Annotated in this window: 17 protein-coding genes and 1 riboswitch; of the genes, 1 reads left to right on the top strand and 16 read right to left on the bottom strand. The window is 45.8% G+C overall.

Features of this window, described 5'->3' with window-relative positions:
• Positions 1-418: 418 nt before the first annotated feature.
• The 7 genes from NE619_RS02805 to glp form a co-directional block, all read right to left on the bottom strand.
• Positions 419-3583 (bottom strand): leucine-rich repeat protein, encoded by a 3165-nt coding sequence (locus NE619_RS02805; protein WP_256130842.1) that lies wholly within the window; start codon positions 3581-3583, stop codon positions 419-421.
• A 71-nt stretch (positions 3584-3654) separates the two neighbouring features.
• Positions 3655-5349, bottom strand: a complete 1695-nt coding sequence (locus NE619_RS02810) for a fibronectin type III domain-containing protein (RefSeq protein WP_256130843.1) — start codon at positions 5347-5349, stop codon at positions 3655-3657.
• A 66-nt stretch (positions 5350-5415) separates the two neighbouring features.
• Entirely contained in the window at positions 5416-6240 is an 825-nt protein-coding gene (locus NE619_RS02815; protein ID WP_256130844.1) for an Ig-like domain-containing protein, read from the bottom strand.
• 248 nt (positions 6241-6488) lie between these two features.
• Positions 6489-6609: riboswitch (molybdenum cofactor riboswitch) on the bottom strand.
• A gap of 662 nt (positions 6610-7271) precedes the next feature.
• Positions 7272-7649 carry a DUF4988 domain-containing protein gene (locus NE619_RS02820; protein WP_256130845.1) on the bottom strand — a complete coding sequence of 126 codons (378 nt, stop codon included), beginning with the start codon at positions 7647-7649 and terminating at the stop codon, positions 7272-7274.
• A gap of 839 nt (positions 7650-8488) precedes the next feature.
• Positions 8489-8638 carry a hypothetical protein gene (locus NE619_RS02825; protein ID WP_256130846.1) on the bottom strand — a complete coding sequence of 50 codons (150 nt, stop codon included), beginning with the start codon at positions 8636-8638 and terminating at the stop codon, positions 8489-8491.
• Positions 8639-8855: 217 nt separating this feature from the next.
• The gene (locus NE619_RS02830) at positions 8856-10760 is read right to left on the bottom strand and encodes a molybdopterin biosynthesis protein (RefSeq protein ID WP_256130847.1); all 1905 of its coding nucleotides are present in this window, start codon (positions 10758-10760) and stop codon (positions 8856-8858) included.
• Between the two features lie 33 nt (positions 10761-10793).
• Entirely contained in the window at positions 10794-12023 is a 1230-nt protein-coding gene (glp, locus tag NE619_RS02835; RefSeq protein WP_256130848.1) for a gephyrin-like molybdotransferase Glp, read from the bottom strand.
• A gap of 109 nt (positions 12024-12132) precedes the next feature.
• Here glp and NE619_RS02840 point away from each other — a divergent pair, with 109 nt between their 5' ends.
• Complete coding sequence (locus NE619_RS02840; RefSeq protein ID WP_256130849.1) at positions 12133-12408, top strand: GIY-YIG nuclease family protein; 276 nt, start codon at positions 12133-12135, stop codon at positions 12406-12408.
• 13 nt (positions 12409-12421) lie between these two features.
• Here the strand turns inward: NE619_RS02840 and NE619_RS02845 are convergent, their stop codons facing one another.
• The 9 genes from NE619_RS02845 to ord form a co-directional block, all read right to left on the bottom strand.
• Positions 12422-13090, bottom strand: coding sequence for an N-acetylmuramoyl-L-alanine amidase family protein (locus NE619_RS02845; RefSeq protein ID WP_256130850.1), 669 nt, complete (start codon positions 13088-13090; stop codon positions 12422-12424).
• A gap of 62 nt (positions 13091-13152) precedes the next feature.
• Positions 13153-14238: an ornithine racemase Orr gene (orr, locus tag NE619_RS02850; protein WP_256130851.1), complete on the bottom strand. Its 1086-nt coding sequence runs from the start codon at positions 14236-14238 to the stop codon at positions 13153-13155.
• Positions 14239-14662: 424 nt separating this feature from the next.
• Positions 14663-16270 (bottom strand): GlmL-related ornithine degradation protein, encoded by a 1608-nt coding sequence (locus NE619_RS02855; RefSeq protein WP_256130852.1) that lies wholly within the window; start codon positions 16268-16270, stop codon positions 14663-14665.
• 285 nt (positions 16271-16555) lie between these two features.
• The gene (locus NE619_RS02860; protein WP_256130853.1) at positions 16556-17200 is read right to left on the bottom strand and encodes a hypothetical protein; all 645 of its coding nucleotides are present in this window, start codon (positions 17198-17200) and stop codon (positions 16556-16558) included.
• Between the two features lie 146 nt (positions 17201-17346).
• Complete coding sequence (oraE, locus tag NE619_RS02865; RefSeq protein WP_256130854.1) at positions 17347-19563, bottom strand: D-ornithine 4,5-aminomutase subunit OraE; 2217 nt, start codon at positions 19561-19563, stop codon at positions 17347-17349.
• Positions 19564-19565: 2 nt separating this feature from the next.
• Positions 19566-19931, bottom strand: a complete 366-nt coding sequence (locus tag NE619_RS02870) for an ornithine aminomutase subunit alpha (protein WP_256130855.1) — start codon at positions 19929-19931, stop codon at positions 19566-19568.
• Positions 19932-20055: 124 nt separating this feature from the next.
• Positions 20056-21474 (bottom strand): 2-amino-4-oxopentanoate thiolase subunit OrtB, encoded by a 1419-nt coding sequence (gene ortB / locus NE619_RS02875; RefSeq protein ID WP_256130856.1) that lies wholly within the window; start codon positions 21472-21474, stop codon positions 20056-20058.
• Positions 21474-21773 (bottom strand): 2-amino-4-oxopentanoate thiolase subunit OrtA, encoded by a 300-nt coding sequence (ortA, locus tag NE619_RS02880; protein ID WP_256130857.1) that lies wholly within the window; start codon positions 21771-21773, stop codon positions 21474-21476. The genes ortB and ortA overlap by 1 nt, the downstream gene beginning before the upstream one ends.
• Before the next feature lie 91 nt (positions 21774-21864).
• Complete coding sequence (ord, locus tag NE619_RS02885; RefSeq protein ID WP_256130858.1) at positions 21865-22923, bottom strand: 2,4-diaminopentanoate dehydrogenase; 1059 nt, start codon at positions 22921-22923, stop codon at positions 21865-21867.
• Positions 22924-22988: the final 65 nt, after the last annotated feature.

A 22988-nucleotide genomic window follows, 5' to 3' on the forward strand; every position in this document is an offset into this window, starting at 1 on the left:
GATTTATACTATGGGCCGGCTCGCTGCGGAAGGTAGCGCCTGTTTCAATCTTATATGGCAGTTTCCATTGCCTGCCAGCCGGGGTGTTCGGAGTGTTCAGGGTATTCGGGGTGTTAAAAAGCCTGATTTTGTCTTTTTATATAAAACTCGTTCTTTTGTGCCAATTTTATATTTTTTTATGCCGTTTGCAGCGACCGGAAGAAGCAAAGTCTGCTTATATCCGCATTTCCTCTCTTCCCAACCTCCTGAAACCCATAAGTTTGTTATAAAATAGAGGAAAATTCTTTGTTTTTATATGGGTATGCTGGCCGGGTGAAGTCGGAGGTCGTCACGGTTTTACTTAAAACGGGCCGGAGCCCAGCCAAAGGCCCGACCCCGATCCGTTTTAGATTTTATAGAGTTATGCAGGACGCGGCCTTTATCTTGCTTTATAGGACGCAACTGTCGAATAGGCTCCGTATACCTTTTTGCCCTTTACTTTTCGATAAGCCCGCACTTTGAAGTAGTAGCGTTTACCTTTTTTCAGTTTTCCTGTGGTGTACTTGACCGTCTTGGCCTTTTTAATCGTTTTCACGGCTTTGTAGCTTTTGTTCTTTTTCAGGGATCGGTAAACGGTGTAGCCGCTGGCTCCGGTGGTTCTCTTCCAGGTGACTTTTATCTTTTGGGAACCGCCCCTCCGCGCTTTTACTTTGGTCACTTTGGCCAGAGTCGGTTTGGCACTGGCAACGGGCGAGTAGTCGCCCAGATATCTGGTGCCGCTTATGGTTTTATAGGCCCGAACTTTGTAGTAATACGTGGTTCCGGTGGTTCTGCCGGTGTCGGTGTAGCTGCGGGAGGACGCCGACAGGGTGCGCAATTTGCTGTAGGAGCCGTTGCTTTTGGTGGCTCGGTAGACCTCATAGCCTGCGGCGCCACTGATGCCGCTCCATGTCACTTTGGTTTTGTTGTAGCCGGCGGAGGCCGCTCTGGCAGTCGGCGCCGCTACGGCTTTGACGGTGACGGTGCAGGTGGCGGTGACATATCCGTTTGCGGCTTTGGCTGTAATCGTTGCTGTCCCCGGTTTGACTGCGGTGACAGTGGTCGTTTTCCCACGTTCAGGGCTGACTGCCGCAACTCTTGTATTGCTGGATTCCCAGGTGACCGTATCGTTGTTGTTATTATATACGGTTACGTTCGCGGTGAGGCTGCTCTTTGCCGGCGCTTCCAGGGTTATAGCTCTGGTGCTGAGGGAGAGGGCTACCTGGGATATAATGTTGTAGGTATTCCAGCCAGTTGCTTTTCTATATGCGCTTTCACTGCCCGGGGGTACGATGATGGTTTTTAAATTAATTCCACCTAAGCTGCCATCATAACTGGGCGGCGTCCTTCTATCGATAATTAAACGGTATAATGAATCACATCCATAAAAAGCTCCATCCCCAATTTTATCTACTGTAGCGGGAATTACCACTTGCCCTAAGTTACAACAACCTGCAAATGAATTTCTTGCTATTCCTACAGAATCTTCCGGAAGTTTAATTGATTTTAGATTTATTCGATCTTTAAAGATTTCTCCTTTTAATTTGCTGCCGCCTTCTCCATCATCCTCAAGCTTTGCTTTTGACAAATCAATTTCGGTTGCATTAAGAAAGTGGTTTTGTAAATATTGAATATCTTCTTGATAGTTAAGCATTACATTTCCAACCGTTTTAATTTTTAGCAAGTCAATTTCTTTGGAATCCATTCCCTCCAGTTTTTCTTCTGCTTCTTTTTTTAAAGAACCGCTTTCCGAAACTGTAATTGACAACTCATCATAAGGTTCTTCTGTAATATTGCCCCCAAATTTTTTCCAATAACTATCCTTTTTATAAATATTTGAGCATCCCGGTAGCACTCTAATGCTTTCAAGACCTGCTTCGGCAAAGGGGTCATCAAAAGTCGTTGCTACCTCAGGAGGAGATACACAGTACAAGACTAAGGACTTTAAGGACCTGCACGCCAAAAAGCTTTGTGTTTTTATTTGCTTTATGGCTGCCGGAATATAAATATCTTTCAGGCTGGTACAGTTTTTAAAAGCTCCGATACCGATTACACCCAAAGTTTCCGGCAATTTAACTATCTCCAGTTTCTTCATATTGGCAAAAGTATTATCTGGAATTCCTTCCACCATAATATCTTTACCCTTTTCATTTTTTTGACCAGACTCTATTAATGCAAAGCTGGCAGCAGTCAAATCCAGTTCATTTAAACTATTCATCCCTTTATCATGAATCGTAGTTAAGTCGCTGCTCGAAAGTTGTTTATTTTTTGCTGTTATTACTTTTAGTTTGGATAGCTCTGTTTCATTTTTACCCGCATTATTTAGGATATTTTCCAAAGTCTCATCAGAAGGTATATAAAGGGCTGTCACACCATCCTTCTCATCCTTCACAGTAAATTTTATTGTCTCAAGAATCTTTTCATTAAATGCCGACACTAATTGAATCTCAGCTGTTCCTGCTGAATTGGCGCTCCAAGCTCCTGACTTTTCATCAACAGAAATATTTTTTGTTGCAGCCTGCCATTTGACTTTTTTATAAATCAAGTTGTCTGCATGGTCTGTTGTTATCGATACAATACCTTTCAAAGTCCCCGTACCGCCTACTGTTACTGAGGCATTTTGCTCCAGGCCGGTGATAGCACCAGTAAGTGTAATCACTCTTGTCTTTTCAATTTTTTCTATTCCGGCTTTTAATGTTTGTGATGCCTGAATTATCTCGTTTTCTGTTCCGGCTGCTTTTGCTTTTGCTATGGCATCGCCCAAGTCTTTAATATCTTCTGCGCTCACGTTATACTTCCCGTCTTCAGTTCCCTGGTTAGCAGGATCAGATACCTGAGAGTATAGAGCTTCAGCAGTTGCAATCATATCAGCTAAGCCCTGAGTCCCTAGAACTGTAAATTCGAATGCCACCGGAACGCCTAAAATTTTTGAAGTTTCATTTCCGCAAACATTTTTCCCGAACTCAAGAATATAGGTGCCCGATTCCAAAGTATCAGCCTCTAAGCACAATGTAATTCTTCCTTTTCTATCATTATTAGTAGGATTTTGATATGTCTTTGTCGAATCATAATTAACAGTTAGTTGTCCTTGTGCCTGCTTGGTTTCATCCTCATTCCAGTTGCCTGTATACATTTCTGTTTTTTTATAAATGTTGACCATCGAATTACGCACACTTCCGTCCGCATTTTTCCCGGCTAGACAGTTTACTTCAAAGTTTAATATTCCCTCATCATTAAACGGATGATTCATTCCCGCGGTCATTGAAAAAGCAAATTCCATTGTCTCACTTCCATCCAACTCTGGCTCTATGATATTTAAAAAATAGCCGTCTTCGTCCGGAGTCTTTTCTACAGTAATTTCATTTTCCTCAAAGTCCAGTAGCTTAATCGCATTAGGTTCTTTGTCCCCCTTGCCTGGGATTTGAATCATTCCTTCTTTTCCCTGATATCCATACTCTTTGGTATAGGCATGACTATCTTCTAACGGAAACACCGCCATCATCACTGCCACGACAATTAAAAATGTGATTATTCTACTTTTTACAAGTCTAAAATTTTTTCTCATACTACATTCTCCGAGATACATTAGAAAGTATGCCGGCATTAGCCGCATACTTTCTAACAGATACTTAATTATTATTTTACTTTTACCTTAATTGGTGTTGTGAATTTACTATATAGTCTTTTTCCACCCAAACGTTTATAAGATCTGGCCTTATAATAGTAAGTTTTTTTGTTCTTGACCTTTTTATCCGTATATTTCAGTCTCGTTGTTTCTCGTAATTTGTAATACCCACCATTTCTTTTTGAACTTTTGTATATCTGGTATTTTTCGGAACCCGAAGTCTTTTGCCATCGGAGATACACTTTCTTCTTGTTCGATTTTATACGTAAAACAGTTTTCTCTAAGCATGGTGTAGCGGACACGACATTGGACATTGCACTATTATATTTGGTCCCATTTACGGTTTTTGTTGCTACCACTTTATAATAATACCGCTTTCCCAATTTTAGTTTAGAAATAGTACACGAATTACCTTTTAGTGCTTTGACTTTTTTGTATTTACCGGTTTTCTTCGTAGATGAGTATACGGTATATTCCGATACGCCGCCCATCTGTTTCCATTTAAGCTTAATTTTATTATTTGAAATTCCTTTTGCCGTCAAGCCCTGTACTTTTTTTACAGGCACAGGATTCACAGTTATTTTGCAGGATGCACTTTTACCATTGGCATTTGACGCTTTAATTAGAGCAGTACCCGCTTTAATCGCTGTAATATTCCCTTCCTGATCCACTTTTACAATCCTTGGGTCGGATGATGCCCATGTACATTCATAGTCATCGGCATTCGCCGGAACAACATTGGCAGATAGCTTTGCTTTTTGATTGACATCCAGAGACATGTCCTTTTTATCGATCGTTAAACCTGTAGCATACATAAACGGAGCAGTTTTAAAGTTGAAAACTACATCTTTATTTATGGGATCTCCTCCCTTATACAGTCTTAAATCAGGGGCAAAGCACAGCTGATACCGGGTATCTGGTTTTAATACTCCTGGTTTAATTCTAATTTTTGTATTCACTAAGGAATTTCCATTAATTTGACTTCTCTCCAAAATAAAGTCCTGCCTATTGGATGATGCTATTGTATTGCCTTTCAAATCCTTTACTTTGATATATGGCAATACATAGTTGCTTACATTTTCATCTTTGTTTGCATCGTTCATGCCACCAGGTTCATCAACCCTCCCCCAGTTATAAATATCTAGGTCCAAAAGGATATTTTTTGTGTCAAGCTGATTAGTAATATAATTTTCATAGAATATTTCATTATTTGGTGCAGTATAAATATCGTAACCATTTAAAAAAATCTTTCCATTTGTCCCTTGTTCAGTATCATATGACGCTCTGAAATCTGGATCTGCTTCTGTAGGACATCCTGTAACAATAATTTCTAATTTTTTTGTTATCCCTTTATAATCTCTGCTCTCGATATCTGATTTATATTCCAATATTACGCTTCCATTAGCTTTGGGAGTTATTGTAAACCCTCTCATTCCATTTTTTTGAATGTCTACAACTTCTATGTTACTTCTCCTCAAGCCAGGAATATCCGTTGCTGCTGTCTTTTTGTTATTAATATAGACCCATACCTTTTCTAATTTTTCTCCATATTTGAGTTCATATTTATCAGGTAATGGTTCATTTGTTGTAGTTCCAACATAGAAACCATCTTTCATAGCATCCGTCCCCTGTGCATTTACCGCCACAGGAATGGCAGTGGAAAACATAGCCATTACTAGAATAGCTATAAACATTTTTAGCTTCATTGTTTCATATCCTTTTTAGTGTTTGACCGTTCTCCGGCAGAAGGTTCTACCGGAGAACGGTATTTTTTAAATATTAAAGATAAATTTAACGGGCACCCCTAATGTTTTGCTTGCATTATTTCCATGGATATCCGCACCAAATTCGAGTACATATTCTCCCGATGTAGCAAGAACTGATGAATCAACACCAATGATAATATTTGGATTTTCATAGCCCCCATATACAATTGTCTCTGCGTCAAAAGTAGCAATATCCCGTCCATTTTGAGTTACTTTGATCAGTGGCATATTCTGAGTTATAAAGTTCTGCTCATTAAAATTATTCATACCTGCACCCATGGTGAATTTGAATTCATAGAATCCATCTTCATTAACGGCTAGAGTATTATTAATCCGGTTTAGATACTGACCACCACTTAATTGTCCTGCAGTAATGTTATTTGGTGAAAGCATCGTCAATGTATTTCCACCTATTCCCTGCGCACCATACGCCGTAGTAGGCAATATTGTAACGTCTAAAGTTGCAGTGCCCAGAATTGCGCCGGTACAATCTCCAGTCGTACCGCCACCACCGCCTGAAGGTTTTGCACCCTCTCTCAGTGTAGCTGTAATAGTTGTCGTTCCGGCAGCCTTAGTAGTAATTTTGCCATTATGAGTGCTGATAGTCGCCACACTCTCATTACTACTTGACCAATCAATGTGTGATGTCACATTATCGGGAGCCGGCGTCACTGACAGTACTGGACTGTCACCCATATAAACAGTGCCCACCGGATTAATCGATAGTGCTGTGTCCGCAAACGCCAATCCCGGCATCATGCTCAGTGCGATCATCAGCGCCATTACGATACTGACAATCACTCTTTGGTTACTTCTTCTTGTAACATTCATCTTTTTGTTCCTCCTATTAAAATAATATAATTTATATAATCATCCTCTTTACAGGGGGTGGTTATACCAGTTTTGATCCTTTGGCTTCACTGCGGACTTGTGGGACGATGCTCCAAAAGCGTGTATTTGCTGCGTGAAAGACACTTTGATCCACGCACCTTTTGCGGGCTGCGCCGAGTAGCATGAGGCAATAAAATAAGGAACGTATATAAAAATAAAACTCTTTCCTGATACAAGAAAGAGTGGTTTATTTTTAATACACCATTCCTTTCCAAAATGCGGGAGGCAAAGCCGTTTCCAGCGTTACCCATCGACGTTCAGCCATAAGCATCCTGCTCGTAGGCTTTCACGTTCGGAATCGTTTCTATTCAATTGGTGTAATCAGTCCAATATTTTCCTGACTACACTAGTATTTTATTATAAAAGATTCTTCATAGCAAGTCATTTTTCTTAGTTTTTCGACGGTATTCTCCTTTTTAGGATTTTTTCTAGTGATTAAATTCCTGTTATTACACTTTTGTTATTTGTCTTGATTATACCCGATTCAAATTCAAATGTATGTTGTCAAACCAACATCTTCCAAGATTTTTTCTTGTGAATTTACCGTCTTTGCAGTCTGCCTTCCCATGATCTCTGGCGATGCGTTATATTACCTGCGGAGAATTGGAAACTGCAGAAAACGCAAGCCCGATAGCGAATACGGGCAGCCCTCTGCTCCTGAACGGACCCTGTATTTTACTTTGCCGGCAGTATGAAGAAACGATATTTTCCAGCAATAAAAAAATCACCTTCGGTGAGTTATTCGCGCATAGCGCTCATTTTCATATTGTAGATTTTTTTGAAATATAGAATATGCCACGCATTCGATATTTCCTATATTATAAAAAAAGCAAACCATTCGCAGCTTGCACTGCCTTGTTTGCCTAAAAGAGGATGCTTTTAATAAATTCTTTCATTTAGAAAGAGGTTTTGCCGCTTTGGGATTGCCGGTTCCACCCGGCAGCAGCGATAGGCTCTGCCTCAAAAGCTGCTTACATAGCCGCTGTCCTGAGAGCCTCCTTATCAACCTTATGTTCCCTGAGCCAGTTCATGGCATCCATAGATGCGCTAAACTCCACGACCAACATGTCAAACCGCCTTTTCTGTTCTGCGTCCAGTTCTCTAAGATTACGCTCTACCTTGGTGACTCTCTGTTCAAGGGCACCAACTCGATCTTCAAGGGCGCTGACCCGATCTTCCAGTGCACTGACTCGTTCCTCAAGTGCTCCAACTCGCTGTTCAAGCGCACCCACTCGTTCTTCCAGTGCTCCAACCCGTTCTTCGAGCCGATCCACCTTCACATGAAGGCTCTGCACACTCTCAAGTATCTGCATCGTAATGCCTTTTAATTCCTGTATTTCTTTACTCATCTGTTGCTCCTTTCTTAACTATTTACATTTTTTATGTCGCATTACTCTATTATTATATATAATTTGTAAAATTTTGTCAAATCTTTTTTGCAGCTTTCAGTAACATTGCTTTCATATGGCAGGTTTTTAAAATACAGGAGCTGACACACATGTGACATTTTTTGCACACTATTTTTCTGTCCGCCGTTTGAAATATCCAAGGGCTTGTGAAAAAACAGAAAAAATGATAGTTCTGTCCGGACTATCATTGGGAAATAAGGAGTAGTATCAAAATATACAATTGTTTTAAGGTTAAATGATACTTTTGGGAAAAAGCGTGGCAAGAGCTTGCTAAATACTATCAAAATAGCGCAATTGAATATGATTGTTTTACATTTTGCCGTTTTCATTTTGCCGAATTACTGCAAAACTATCAAAATCCGGTTTCCCGCAGGCATCTGTTGATATTCGGGTGTTGAGGCGCAATACGGCTGCGATTACAGTCCGCTGGAGGAATCGTATACGATGCGAACCCTTACCAAGAGAGCTATTCCGGTAACTTCTCCTAATTTTTTTGAAAAGTTACGCGTTTTTCAACGATCCTGCGGCCTTCAGAACGACTGGCAGCACAAATGGGCATTTTTTTACGATTTCAAGCGCCCGCAAACCCACAACTTTGCGTAACTTCGCAAGATTTTTTCGAAAAGTTACCGCGGATCGCAGACCATAAGAAAAAATCCGGCAGTTTTACCCGCCGGATTTTCATCGCTTCTTAATCATTTTACAAGCTTTGGGACCATATTTCTTTTTTAAAACATTATGTTTAAAACACGCCCATACCATAAGACTTCATAGATTGCTTATTCTTCCACGTCTTTTGCAATCAGTTTCACTTTTTGTCCGGTCATCTTTTCAATCTGCTTTTCTGTCTCATGAAGCATGTGAGAAATAACATTAGAAGGATTTCCCGGATTGTCGTTTTTAAATCTGCCAACTCTTACTGATGTCATGGTTCAACACTCCTTTCTTCCTCATCATTGTGAAGATAATTTAAATTATCTCTTCTGACAAGGTCATTATATTCGGAGCGCATCAAAATTTCAACTGGAATACAGCAAGTTTCTTAACTCAGCAACCTGATAGCACTACAATAACAAAGTTGTTCATTTTCTTGCAATTTAAACAATTAATTTGTGCTTTGATACTAATTTAACAATATTCCGTCATTTAAATAGCGACAATCTCCCCGGCTTTTTCGTAGGTATATCCTCCCAATTCATCGAGGCGGCGGTGGAACTCATCGCTTTTGAGGATTTCCAGGAAAGCTTGAATATGGGGCAAATTTAAATACTGCTCCGGAATCGCGAAGTCGTACTCTTCGGGCCCGATGGGAACGAAATCCAAATCCATCGCTTTGGCTGCCGAAAGAATTCCCATGCCCGCATCGGCGCCGTCGCTTCCCACGGCTGCCGCTACTGCCATATGGGTAGTAGCTTCACGGTCATAACCGTTAATCGACGATGGTTCGATTCCCAGCTGTTTCAGCTTATAATCGAACAAAACTCTGGTTCCCGCTCCCCGCTGCCGGTTGACATAGCGACAGTCTTTAAGATCTTCAATGCCTTTAATACCCAGCGGATTGCCTTTCTTCACCAAAATGCCCTGGGTCCGGCCTACGCCCTTGATCAGAGAAATTTTTCCTTCGCCGAACAGCTTTTTAATATAGGCAATATTGTATTCACCCGAAGTTTCATCCAGAAGGTGAATCGGAGCCAAGTGAGCTTCACCCCTTTTCAAAGCCATCAGGCCGCCCATGCTCCCCACGTGAGTGCTGGAAACAAACATTCCTTTATGACTCTCCGGCATCATATCCGCCATCACATCCAAAATCAAATCGTGGCTTCCGATCACTACAACCGTGTTTTCCACTTCTTCCGGTTCCCGGTAAAGCTGCACCTGAACCGCCTCTCCGGCTTCCACACCTTCACTGTTCTGCTCAATCACACAGAACCCGTCGGCACGTACCAAAGACATGGCCGCACCGGCTCCTCTGGCAAGAGGCGCGGCAACCATCTTGTCTCCCACCTTGCCTACCTTAACCCGCACATATTCCTTGTGCTTGAGGCTGGAAACCAGTCTTTTGGAAACATGCGCCTGAACTACCGGGTTCTTTCTGACCGGAGTCTGACACATCTCAGCCAGTACCGGATCCACAAAGTTTTCAAATCCAATGTACGCAGAAACCGGATACCCCGGCAGTCCAACAACCGGTTTACCCTTAACCATTGCCAAAATCACAGGCTTTCCCGGTTTTATGGCAACGCCGTGTACCAGAACCTCTCCCAGTTCACGGAGTACATGGACGGTATAGTCCTCGGTTCCCGCACTGGAACCGGCATTGATAATTACCATATCGTAGCGGCCGACAGCCTCAGCGACGTGGTTACGGATCTGTTCGTAATCATCGATGATCGGCGGGAAACGATGGGCAATACCACCTGCCCTTGTTACCATATTCTCAAACATCCTGGAATTAGACTCAATAATGCTGCCGTCCGCAGGCGTTTCCGTAGGCTCGATGATTTCGGTTCCCGTAGGAAAAATGGCCACTTCCGGTTTTTTGACCACTTCAATGTCAATGATGCCTGCCGACAGCAGAACGCCCACATCGATCGGCCTGATCTTGTGATTGCTGGGCAGAATCATTTCACCCGCTACGATATCCTCCCCGATGGGCCTCACATGCTGCCAGGGCGCTGCGGAAGCGAAGATTTTGACACCTTCTTCAACCTCGGTTATATCTTCTGCCATGATCACTGCGTCATATGGTGGATGAATGGGATCGCCGGTATCTACGACCAGGTAATCCTCTTCCTCCTTCAAAATCACCGGATTGGTTTCATTGGCTTCGTCGGTTCTTGAAGAAATAACCGCTATGCCATCCATTGCCGAAGCGTTGAAAAGGGGTGAGCAATATTTTGCGTAAGTAGCTTTCCTTGTTACCCGTTCCAGCGATTCAACCACCGGAATCGTCTCATATTGAATGTCCAGTGTTTTCTTCAGTGCGCTCAGATAAAGCTCCGCCGCTTCGTCCACTGACTTTATGTCCAAATAAAGATTTCTCTTTGCCATTGTAATTCCTTTCGTCTCCTGTTTCTGCGTTATTTATAAAAGTGCTACCTGCACGATTTCGCCTTCTTTTAATCCTTCTTTGTTGGTATCGATCATTGTATATCCATGTGCCCTGGAAAGAGTGGTCATCAGGCCTGATTTTCCGAAGATCGGTTTTGCGATATACCCGCCCTCACTGTCCTCCAGCTCTACCAGCAGGCAGGTTGCTCTGCCCGGAGCGCTGGCTACATTGGTTTGGATCGCGGCTGTCGTATATTTGGGTTCCGGCTGGTGAGTCAGCTGCCTGTGAAGCCATACGGCCATCAGCTCGAATACGATCATGGCCGCCGCCGGATGTCCCGGAAGTCCCATCAGGATTGTTTCCGAAATCACATCATAGCCCAGTATCGTCGGTTTCCCAGGCTTCAGCGCAATTCCGTGGGTAAAGACCCCTGGCTGGGCAAACTGATCCAGCACGTCGGCAGTATGATCCTTTTCTCCCTGTGAACTGCCGCCGGAAGCAACTACCAGATCACAGCTTTTCATTGCCTCTGCTACGGCTTCTTCCAGCAGAGAGCGCTCATCCCGCAGCACCTGTTTGCTCACTACCTCAAACCCATACTTGATGCTCATGGCCTCCAACACATAAGTATTGATATCCCTTATCTGACCCGGCATCGGCTTTTGATCCGCAGGCACCAGCTCGTCCCCTGTGGAAATAATGCTGATTTTCCATGGCTTGTAAACCGGAACCGTATGGACGCCCGCCGACGCCAGCACTCCGATCTCCTGCGGCCTCAGTCTGGTGCCCTTTTTCAGAAACAGAGCTTCTTCCTGAATATCTTCCCCGATACTGACAACGTTACGCCCCGGAGAAACAGCATCATAGACAGCGATACTCTTTTCATCAAAAGCTTCGCAGTATTCTACCATCACCACTGCGTCTGCCCCCTCGGGAATCATTCCGCCCGTGGGCACATAGCTGCACTGGCCCGGCTGAACCATTCTTATAGCCGGAGTGCCGATCTCAATCCTTTCGATTACATCTAAAAAAACCGGTATGCTCTCTCCGGCTCCCTGGGTGTTGACCGCTTTGACTGCGTATCCGTCCACCGTGGACCTGCGGAAAGACGGGATCGGTTCCGGAGATACAAGATCCGAGGCCAGAATACGTCCCAGAGCCTCATTCAGATTTACAAATTCAATCTGTTTCTTTTTCTTCCGTGCCGCGGCTAATAGTTTTTCACGCGCTTCATTTACTGTATCTACTTTTAATAGTTTCACTGCTCTTTCCTCTCTTTACTTTGCTTAGTTTTTAGCATATCGCTTTCAGCTATGCATTGTCAATGGGGAAATAATTTTGTATGATAGAATTCGGAAAGGATCTTACATTATGGAGAAACAAAGTTGTGTCTATATTTTAGAATGCCGGGACGGTTCGCTTTATACCGGATGGACCACGGACATTGAAAACCGGCTGTCCGCTCATAACAGCGGCGCAGGCGCCAAATACACCAGAGGACGCGGTCCTGTGAAGCTTGTATACATCGAATATCTGCCGGACAGGTCTGCTGCCCTGCGCCGGGAAGCGTCCATCAAGAAACTGAGCAGAGAAAAAAAGCTGCTCCTGATCGCCTCGAATCCTGTGCAGGAAAACCAGCGTCTCTGAGCAGCTTTATCTTTTAAAGAGCTTTCTTTACATCTTTTTTCAGCTTCTTCCAGGCATCGGAGTGTTCCACATAATACTTGGGGCAGTCCTTGCCTGTAATATCGTAGTGACGAATCACGTCTTTCTCATCCAGCCCGAATTCGTCGCACAGCCAGGCAGTCAGCTTGATCAGGGCTCCGTATGTCTTGTCGTTGAACTTGCCGCTGGCATCCGGATGGCAGACTTCAATGGAAATGGTATCAGGATTTCGGTCATTGGATGCGGAGGACTGTTCGTCCAGAGGAACGCACTGAATGACTTCCCCTTTCAGGCCCACCACAAAATGAGCGCTGACCCGTGATTGGCTGGAGTTGAAAAAGTCCCGATTGGCCTTGGCGCTGCTCCCCGGATTGGCCACGTAGTGGATCACGATATCGTTGACCCGTTTCATGTCCCGCCCAGTCCTGGAGTGTCCGTCCTGATCGATGAAATCCTGCTTGATATAGGATGGGTAATTCAGCTTGGATATATCAATCGTCATAAAGCAGGACCTAAGCACCACTACGCTCATGATTGCCAGAATGACAAACATCAATACCAGCAGAAACTTTCTTCGTTCTTCCAGTTTTCTTTTATTTGTTTTTTTCCTTCGTCTTGTGGGTTTCTTCGCAGTTTTCCTTCTCGTCGCTGTTGTTCTTGGCATACGTTTATTCTACGACCGACGACGTTTTTTGACAAGGGAGTGAAGGAAATGTTAATCGGTTTTTAAGAATATACCTTCTCCACATAGCCGCTGGTGGCTGTTTTCAGCATTGCTCCGTATCCCACTTTAAACTTGACAATATCACCCACCTCATATTTTTTCTCTGATTGGGAAACGTCCAGAATCATATGGTCGGAGCTGGCGCCTAAAATATCGATACCTGAGTCCAGCGGCGTCATACTGCTGATATCCGTATCCTGCTGGCCGATGGCAATAATCGCCCTTTTGATTACACCCCGGTCCTCGTAATATGGTTTCTGCCCGAAGGCATCGACGCCGACCTCGCCAATTGGAAGCGATGGTTTTTCCTTCAGCTCAATGATCTGCGCCTCCAAAATCAATGCGTCATCGGTGGCGCCGGGAAGCTTTGTTCCGTAAGCAGTATCGTTTCCCAGAAGAAAGGCCTCGCCCAATCGCAGGTTGTTGATTCCCTCCGGAAGTTCTTCTTTTTCAATTAAGTAGATGGAACTAGAGTTTCCGCCGGAAACCATCTGCAGTTTGAGTTCAAACTTGGTTTCAATTTTTTCCGCCCAATCGCAGAGCTGGGAGAGATTGTCGTACTTGGGAATTATCGCTCCATAACAGGTCAGATTCACTGCGATTCCGTAAAGCTCCAGATTTTTCATAGAAAGAATCTCAGAAACGGTATTTAGAACAGCTTCTTCGTTTTTAAAGAAAATTCCTTCGCGAAGATCGCCCAGATCGATCATCAACACGACTTTATGAATTTTTTCCTGTTTTGCCGCTTCTTCGTTCAGCAGCCGCAAAGTTGCCACCTCAGAATTAAAGCTTATGTCTGCGAACTTGATGACCTTTTCGATCTCGCACGCCATAGGAAGCCGCAGAAGCACAGTCTGTTTTCCTGCTTTCCTCGCCCTGCAGGCATACGTCTCCAGGTTATGGATTCTGGAATCCGCGACGAAATCTACGGCCGGGTGCTGGCACACCAGCTTTACCATCTCCCTATCCGCACACAAGCCCTTGGTTACAATCATCAGGCTGCATCGTCCCTGCTCTTTTGTAATTCTGGCCACCCCTTCCAGGTTGCTCCTTAACTTATTTATATCGATCATTAATCTTGGATACATGGTTTCCCTCCTATTTCCCCGCAGCCGGAATGTATGTTATATATATTATCCCACTTGTCTATAAGGGCACTCTTGCCTTTTTAAAGATATTTGCTATAATAATGGTAGATGGATTGCTGCAGGGGTTTTAGCGGCAGTCGTTGGGTTTTTAGCCGTCTTTTAAAGGCGGCTAATTATTTTTTGAGCCCGCTATATGCGGCGCATACAGTTATGACGCCAAGAATAACTAAACAAAACTGAAATAGCTCTGAATAGGTAACCATATCATCACCGCCTTCCGCCTAAGCCCTCACCCTATTGAAGACGACAATGCCACTGGGCCCACAGCAATCCCAATATTATTATATGGTATTTTTTCCCATTCGTCAATATTTTTGTAAATATTTTACATTGCCTGTGGCTTAATCTCCCGCAGGTGCGACAGTTATGATCGCAGGTTTTCCGGATCCTTTTTCTCCAGTACCGGCAGACCCAGATCCTCTCTGTAGGCGCTCATATCATATCCCTGTGCCTCGCACTCTTCAATGTGTTTAATCAGTTCCTCCCTCTTAGAATCCTGCTCATCCTGCTCTCTTTTCAATTCCTCAAAGACAGCAGGTCCGTTCTCTTTCTGACCCATGGCTTCATTTAGTCCGGCGATGCTCCCCCTTCGCTCCGGAAATTTTATGCCCAGACTTTTTTCCAGCAGCTTTTTGGCTCCTTCTCTATGATTTTTAGAGAGGACGCCAAGGGATGCCATAATATAATCATGATCTACTAAAATTTCGGCATGCTGGGTTGGAAAAAGCCGCATTCCCGTCTCATCGTAAAAGGCAATCTTCTTCATCAGTTCTTCCCGATGGGGCAGTCTGGTAAGCGCTCCGCCGGTACCCACAATATATTTGACCTGTGTCAGATCTTTGCCTTCCGCCACACTGGTCCTTCCCGACGGCCCGTAGATATAACGGATCTTTCCGGCATGCCTTTCCACCGCCTTCATAACGGCTTCTTCTGCTAAAATCTCCACCAGTTTGATCTCATCCTCATTCTTTGGAATTGCCGCGTAGCTTTCCAGAGTTTTATCCGGATCAATGCCCGCTTTGCCGCACTTCTCGCGGAATTTCTCCTCGCCAATGGATTCGATTACTTTCATTCTGTTGACATATACGCCCAGATCGCCTTCCACAGTCCGCTTGGCCTTGGGCTCCGGAGCGGTCATGATTCGCGCCACTTGATCGGATTCTGTGGCTACAGAATGCAGATCTGTAGTTGCGCCGCCCACATCCAAAACGATCAAATCTCCGATGCAGTCATAAAGCAGCTTCGTACATTCCATAACTGCTCCCGGGGTAGGAATGATCGGCCCATTGACCATATCTCTCACGTGCTCCATTCCGGGAGCACCGGTTATATGCTCCTCGAAAGCATCCTGAATAACCTTGCGGCAGGGTTCCACATTCAGGTCGTCGATTTTCGGATAAACGTTTTCCACGTTGTACAGCTTCTGTCCGCTCTCTTGGTCAAAAATGAGCTTCATCTCTTCCTGATTTTCACAGTTTCCTGCGTAAATAACCGGCGTTTTCAGGCCCATACTGCGGATCATTTCTGCATTTTCAATGGCCGTATCCCGCTCGCCGTAGTCGACTCCGCCGGCAATCAGGATCAAATTGGGAGCGATTTCTTTTATCTTGGCAATGTCTGTTCTCCTCAGTTTTCCGGCAGTAACATAATGGATGATACCGCCTGCTCCCAGAGCCGCTTCCTTGGCAGCCCTGGCGGTCATATCATAGACCAGGCCGTGGACTGTCATTTTAAGACCGCCTGCCGCCGAAGAGGTTGCCAGCATCTCATCGTATTCCAGGGAATCAATTCCCTTTTTTCGGCAAAGATCTTCTATAGCCCCCTGCAGTCCGATCCTCACATCACCTTCCAGCACAGATGTCGGCGCCTGCCCCTGAGCCCAAAATACGGGTTCTTCCGTATCAATATCTTTAAATGCGTTTACGACCGTGGTTGTCGAGCCGATCTCAGCTACCAATACATCAATTTTCATAGTTTTTTATATGAACGGGCATTTTCCTGCAAATCTTTTTCCGAAAATCCCTATTCATACACTCCCTTTCTATATATTTAGGCTTTGCAGCGGGAACCTATACCCCCGTTTTTTCGCCTCTTCTGTCTTACAAAAGTTTATTGATAATCTCTGCTTCGATGATTCGGGCATCCAGATTGCCATTCTCATCGTCGTAAGTGACGATCAGGTTTTTCCATGGCACAATGCCGGCCTTCTCATACATGGCAAGCTTCCACTTATGGCGTTTCATATAAGCGGGGTCGTTTACCAGCCCGCAGTGCTCCCAATAGACCAGATCCCCATTGCGTAAAATAGTGAAGTCCGGACTGAAAGTCTGGTTTTCAATATAGAGCATCTGCTCGTAACGATAAGGAATTCCGTAGGCATCCAGTTTGTGGCAATAATGACCTCTGATTTTGAACGCACCCGCAGACCCTTCACTGTGATGTGCCTCCGTTCTTCCGGCCTGTTGACGCCCTGCTCAAAAGCGGCATCAGCCCAACGATTCCGCTCCCTTATTTCCGGAAGAAACATTTCGGCTGATAGGCCTTCGCAGGTCTTGGGCATGGCTGCTATAATGTTTGTTGGAGTGGGTGCTTTATGGACATCAACCAGCTTTTTTAAAGCAGGTATGTTTTTCTTAAGCAGGGCCAGAGATATCTGCAGATATTTTTTGCGGGCAAGGGCCCGGATCATATCTTCATTCTTCGTAATTCCCCTGCGCACCCGCTTATTTGTGCCCCTTTCCACATCATCAGCAGGCAACAGCTGGATATAATTAACCTTGCCTTTTTCCCGTCGTATCGCCAGCTGTCCCGGCGGCAATTTGGCCAGTTCTTTTTTCTGCTCCCTTTCCAATCTCTGATATTCTTCCAGTAAATTCAGCAGGTATGCTTCAGCATATTCCATCCCATTCCTCCAAAACGTGTACAAAGTATAATAAATTCTGTTTTTGTGCATGTTTTTACATTTTTTTACAATTATTTTTTGGAATTGAATATGCAGCAGGGCAGGTATCCCTACCTGCCCTGCCCTTTACTCTGTCACACACTGGTTTACAGCTCGCCTCTTCTTCTCATGGCCTCTTCCGCCAGGAATGTCGCCACATCGATCCCGTGGGAATCTCTGCCGAAACCTTCGTCAATTCCGGTGCTTCTGGCTTCTTCCGGGACGACCTGCGTGCCGCCGGCCGCGATGATTACTTTATCGCGGATGCCCTTTTCAATGGCAAGCTCATTGATTCTCTTCATGTTCTTATAGTGCACATTGTCGTGAGAAATAATCGTGGACGCCAGGATCGCGTCGGCGTTCAGCTCGACCGCCGCATCTACCAGTTTTTCTACCGGAACCGAGGTCCCCAGGTATTCCACTTTGATGCCCCACTTTTCAATACCGCCGTGCTTGATGTTGATAATCTCGCGGAGTCCTACGGAGTGCTCATCTTCTCCCACTGTACCGCAAACAACCTTCATCGGATGATCGCTAAATTCCTTATACAGCACTTCGTCGCTCAGATGATGCGGCTCCGGCGGAATTTCCAGATTATTCGGGTCTACATCAAAGGTAATCTTGCCTTTCATCTCAATTCTGGTACCCTCCGCATCCTGAAGGACCTCCTTACTGATTACCTCAGGATCTTCCAGACCCAGTTTCTTACCGATTTCCAGAGCCGTGGCTTCGGCGGCTCTCATATGGGTCGGGATGCACATGGTAAGCATGATCGTGCCGTCGGCGCACCATTCCATTTCCGGTTTGATGGCCTCGCCGTCCAGATATTTTTTAACCTTTTCAAGTCTTACATCAACACAGTCCTCTTCATCCAGCTCGTCGATATAAACGATCTTGCTGCGGTCTTCGAAGGTACAGCCGTCGATGAGCGCCGCCGGATCGGCTGGGTCGCCGCCGTACTGCTCTACATTATTATAACCGAAATGGGCCGTTACCGGCGCCATATAGTCATCTTCTCTTTCGAAGATATAGCCATAGCCTACGCCGCCCTCGATCTGCCTTGCGATACCGTCGCCGTTTCTTTCAGGATATTCCGCCGAGTCTACGAAGAAACCGTCCTGCACTGCCTGGAAATAGCCGCCTACTTCAACAATCTCTTCCATAAAGAGGCAGGCTCTTTCCTTAATCTCTCTAGCCTTTTCTCTCAAATATCCATCCTGTTTCAGCTCGACCATTTCCATCAGGCCGTCCAGGCCGACCAGGGTCTGCTTCGCATTGTCACAGGCTTCAATGTTGTAAATATGCCAAGGTACGTTTCTTCCTTCGTCCGGTGTGATGGTGGACTGGATATCGGCCCTTGTCAATTTGGAAATCAGCATGTTGAGAACATGGGTAACAGTCGCTTCTCTTGCGGAGGAGCAGATATATTTGGTGTTCTGCTGGGCCCTCATCTTGTACCTGTCGCAAATATCCCGCAGCGCTACCGCATAGGGCAAGTCCATGTAAACGCTCGGTGCAGGAGTGGCTGTCGGCGGAACGGTGGACAAGCTGATGTTTTCAGGCTTGATGCCGACCTTTTCTGAGAACAGCGCGTTGATGGCGTGCTGAACGATCAGCTCCGGCATTACCTTCCAGGCTTCTCTGGCTGTGGCGTTGGCGTTATGTGCTCCGTCGATCTGCAGAATGTCTGCCCATGCAAGAATCTTTTTCGATTCACAGGCATCCACGAAGGACCTTACACAATTGATATCTCTATAGAGTACGTTGTACTGCGGGTCCTGATGGGCACCATTGATGCCCTCTTCGGCAAACATTACGGCAACGTCCGGACCTGCCACCCCGGAAACATAGGAATGATAATTGATCGGACGGCCAACCTCATCCTCAATGATATCCAGAGCTTTTCTCTGGGCTCTGACCTGTTTTCTGGTGATGGGAACGCCGCCGATGCCCTGCGGAGTACCTTCCATCAAACCGTCGATATGGGACTGCCCCATATGGCGGATAACCATGATATGATCGGCCCCGTGCCAGGCAGCCATCCGCATTCTGCGGATATCGTCTTCAAATCTTCCGGAAGCGATCTCCGTCGTGATAACCGCATCCGGCTGGGGATCGATATTGCCAAAATATTTAGCCGGTGGAAGTCCCACCCCGTTTTTCAGCGGCTCGGAACAGTCGTGATATTTGAAAGGGCCCATCTCCAGATTGTCAACATGCTTTCTCCAGGTCCAGCCCCTTCTTCTCGGTTCATATTTGTCCAAGTCTTTTAAGATATTTCGAACGTCCAGTTTTTCATTGGGTTCTAACTTGAAATCCGTCATTTCTACTTGCCTCCCTTCGCAAACAGGGATGCTGCTTCATCCCAGCCTTCACCCTTAGCCAGCATTTCGCCGGCTTGCCTAATGGAAATACCCTTGGTTTTGGCCATTTTATAGACTACGTGTCCTGCACCATGGCCCATCAAACCTCTGTCCATGCAACCCTGCACGATTTTCTGTGTATCCAGGGAGGAAATTCCCATTCTCAGGAGAACGGCTCTCTCTACAGATGGGGTGGTATTTTTTCTGCCCAGCTCCAGAAGCGGATCGACAACCTGAGCGGTCAGCTCCCAGAACCTGTCGTACAATTCCTGGTCGCTCAGATTCGCGATGTGCTTTCTGCGCTCTGCAAAATCATCTTGTCTTTTCATCCTTTTTCATCCTTTCTGTCTCAGATTCTCCGGCCTTACCCGGCGGCGGGCCGATTCCGTTCAATCTCTCCGGGCCGCCGGCGGCGGCCCACTCATTTTTATACAATCTATACTGCTGAAAATGCTAAAGCGCTGCTTTTATTTCTTCTACGGCTTTCTTTACCCATTCCACATCTTTTTTGGTTTCCTCTGCCAGATACTTATAATCATCCTCTGTCGGGTTCATAGTGTACTTTTTGAGGTTTCCCTTAATCAGCGACTTTTTCTGACGGTCCAGATCCATGTCCGTGGCTTTAATCAGGGACGGATGCTCCGGAATGATAACGCTCTTTCCCGGGACTTCATCTTTCGGATCGCCGAGCCTTACTTCGATGCCGTTTTCTCTGGCAAAGGACAGCTGCGGCTGTACATGCTTGCCGGCGCCAGTATATTCCGTTTCCTGGACAACAATCATCTGATCCTGATCCATTTCCTGGGCCAGGGCAAATGCCGCTGCCAGGGAAGTGTTTCCCGCCGGCCCCTTTTCCAGTCCTTCAAGGGTTGCCAGACATTCTGTGATGTAGAACACATCGCCTTGGGTAATCGTCACATATCTGTCCATGTAGCGAAGCGGCCTTGCCGCTGATCTGGGCACATCGGAGTGATCCGGGTCCACTGCGTAAGGTACGCCGAAGCCCGTATGACCGGTTGTGCAGGATTTGAGGTTAAAGGCCTTGTCTGAGGCCATGTGCAGGCCGGAAAGGTCGATGGACGCGCCGATGACCTTTGTTTCTTTGGCTCCCGCCTTAATCAATCCTCTGGCAGTTCCAGTAAGGTTTCCGCCGCCCGCATTGGTGCAGACTACAACATCCGGGTCCTTGCCGTATTTTTCGCGGAACTGCATGGAAATTTCGTAGCCCAGAGTTTCCACGCCGGCGATACCAAATGGAGTATACAGGGATGCGTTGAAGTATCCTGTTTCCTCCAACAGTAGAATGAACTTATAAAAGAGTTCCGGCCCTACGGTCAGCTGCACCACTTCTGCTCCCAGAGCCTCGCATTTTCTGGCCTTTTCGATGATTTCCGGCTGTCCCACGCCTTTTGAGTCGTAACATTCCTGAACGATGATACATTTCAACCCTGCGATCGCTGCCTGAGAAGCGACGGCTGCTCCGTAATTTCCGGAGGTGGCTGCGATTACGCCTTTATAACCCAGCTTCTTTGCGTGATAAACCGCATTGGCGGCTCTTCTGGCTTTAAAGCTTCCTGAGGGGTTGGCGGCTTCATCCTTTACAAAGATCCGTGCGCCTTTCCCTTCCGGAGCGCAGGCTCTTGCAAGGGCCGTAAGATTTCTCAATTCCAGAATCGGCGTGTTTCCGACGTTTACGCTGTACTGGATCTTCTGCATCTCCTCCAGCGTGTATCCGGTCTCCCGCATCATCTTTTCATAGTCAAAAGCCATGGAACCGGATTCAAACTGCGAGTAGTCAATGCCGATGGCCGCTTTCATGACTTCCTGTTTTCTGCTCATTACGCTGTCATAATCCTGAGGTAGTTTTGCCATTATTTTTCACCTCCAAATACGATTTCTCTGACTTGCTTGTCGATTGCCAGCAGTTCAGGGATGCAGGTTCCGAAATCATGCTCATAATATGGATTTACTTCAATCAGTGTGCCGGTCTCATGCCTTCCGTTCACTGATTCTATTTCAACTTCATCGCCGATCTCAGCGTCCGCCAAAAGATATCCTTTGGTCCACATTTCCAGCGGAACGTTCTTTGTATCCTCCGGAAGCTTTCCGGTTCTCTGCTCCGCTTCCAGAATCACTTTATGGATTCTCACCCATTCACCTTTTTTAACCATGCCGTCCTCCTAAAAAATACGGTTAGATGGCAGAACACCCCCGGCCTGGCGCCGAGCGTGTCCTGTTGTTTTTGTATGCGTATGAATCAACTTATTTTACAATTTTTGCTTCTTCACAGATCATGTCTCTCATGTCTCCCATGATAACTCTCGGTACCGGCAGATCGATCATTGTGTGAAGACCCGGTCTTGCGTTGATGATGTGCGGGATCGTGTTAACGCACATCGCGATGGTTCCAATGCCTCCCGGAACCTCCGGTGAATTGACCATATTGATGTTTGGTGTTCCCTTGATGATTACATAGTCGCCGGTCTGAACGCCAACCTGCTCCGGCTCGATCTGCTGCGGATGATCCATTTCGATCTTCACTTCGCCGTCAATGTATCCGCTGCCCTTCATCGCGCATCCGGCAACGTTGCCGGCTTTTGCGAATCCGTAAGGAGATTTTCTGTCCACATCGGTCATGATTGGGTCCATGGACTGAGTGACTTTTTCCACATCCCAGCCAATAGCGTCTGCGATCATATGAATGGATTCGTGGAAACCAACATGCCCGGACAGCTTTCCGGTTTTAACGCCGTCAATAAATTCTTCCTTGGTGATGCCGATCCCCTGTTCTTCCATTACAGCCGGTCCGAATGGCGACAGGCTGTTGACTCTTCTGGAAGTGATATGCTCTACTTCTTCGCAGCAGCCGGTCATGGTAACCACCAGCAGGTCCATGATAAGTCCCGGGTTGATTCCGGTTCCGACGATGGAAACGCCGTTTTCCTTAGCGATCCGGTCCAGCTCAGCGGCTTCCTTCGGAGACTGTGCCTTTGGATAAGCCATTTCTTCTGCAGAAGATACGACATTGATCTTTCTTTCGAGGACGAATTTCAGTCTGTCAAAGGCAGTCTTTACGAAAGAATCCGTACAGCACAGAACTACGTCTGCCGCGCCCTCTTTAATAACGTCTTCGGGTGCTCCGATAATCACATCCGGTCTGTCTCCTCTTTCCGTCTTTATATAGTCATACATAGATTTTCCGATCTTGGCGCCGCGGCCTGCTACGCCGACGATATCAACGCCCTTTTTCTTGAGAAGTAGATCAGCCATTCCACCGCCCATTGCACCAAGACCCCAAATAATTACCTTTACATTCTTCATCTCTATTTCTCCTTTTCATATCAATATGGTTTAGCATACGCTTTTATCAGCAAGTTATCTTTATC

It is taken from the genome of Anaerovorax odorimutans (assembly GCF_024459955.1).
Taxonomy (GTDB): Bacteria; Bacillota; Clostridia; order Peptostreptococcales; family Anaerovoracaceae; genus Hominibacterium; species Hominibacterium odorimutans_A.

Bases quoted from the DNA above. Each gene is read 5' to 3' on its own strand.
- NE619_RS02860 (WP_256130853.1), bottom strand. From the start codon at position 17,200: ATGGAATATGCTGAAGCATACCTGCTGAATTTACTGGAAGAATATCAG.
- NE619_RS02815 (WP_256130844.1), bottom strand. From the start codon at position 6,240: ATGAATGTTACAAGAAGAAGTAACCAAAGAGTGATTGTCAGTATCGTA.
- NE619_RS02825 (WP_256130846.1), bottom strand. From the start codon at position 8,638: ATGACATCAGTAAGAGTTGGCAGATTTAAAAACGACAATCCGGGAAAT.
- NE619_RS02830 (WP_256130847.1), bottom strand. From the start codon at position 10,760: ATGGCAAAGAGAAATCTTTATTTGGACATAAAGTCAGTGGACGAAGCG.
- NE619_RS02840 (WP_256130849.1), top strand. From the start codon at position 12,133: ATGGAGAAACAAAGTTGTGTCTATATTTTAGAATGCCGGGACGGTTCG.
- NE619_RS02855 (WP_256130852.1), bottom strand. From the start codon at position 16,270: ATGAAAATTGATGTATTGGTAGCTGAGATCGGCTCGACAACCACGGTC.
- ortA (WP_256130857.1), bottom strand. From the start codon at position 21,773: ATGGTTAAAAAAGGTGAATGGGTGAGAATCCATAAAGTGATTCTGGAA.
- ord (WP_256130858.1), bottom strand. From the start codon at position 22,923: ATGAAGAATGTAAAGGTAATTATTTGGGGTCTTGGTGCAATGGGCGGT.
- oraE (WP_256130854.1), bottom strand. From the start codon at position 19,563: ATGACGGATTTCAAGTTAGAACCCAATGAAAAACTGGACGTTCGAAAT.
- NE619_RS02870 (WP_256130855.1), bottom strand. From the start codon at position 19,931: ATGAAAAGACAAGATGATTTTGCAGAGCGCAGAAAGCACATCGCGAAT.
- NE619_RS02820 (WP_256130845.1), bottom strand. From the start codon at position 7,649: ATGAGTAAAGAAATACAGGAATTAAAAGGCATTACGATGCAGATACTT.
- NE619_RS02810 (WP_256130843.1), bottom strand. From the start codon at position 5,349: ATGAAGCTAAAAATGTTTATAGCTATTCTAGTAATGGCTATGTTTTCC.
- NE619_RS02845 (WP_256130850.1), bottom strand. From the start codon at position 13,090: ATGCCAAGAACAACAGCGACGAGAAGGAAAACTGCGAAGAAACCCACA.
- ortB (WP_256130856.1), bottom strand. From the start codon at position 21,474: ATGGCAAAACTACCTCAGGATTATGACAGCGTAATGAGCAGAAAACAG.
- NE619_RS02805 (WP_256130842.1), bottom strand. From the start codon at position 3,583: ATGAGAAAAAATTTTAGACTTGTAAAAAGTAGAATAATCACATTTTTA.
- orr (WP_256130851.1), bottom strand. From the start codon at position 14,238: ATGTATCCAAGATTAATGATCGATATAAATAAGTTAAGGAGCAACCTG.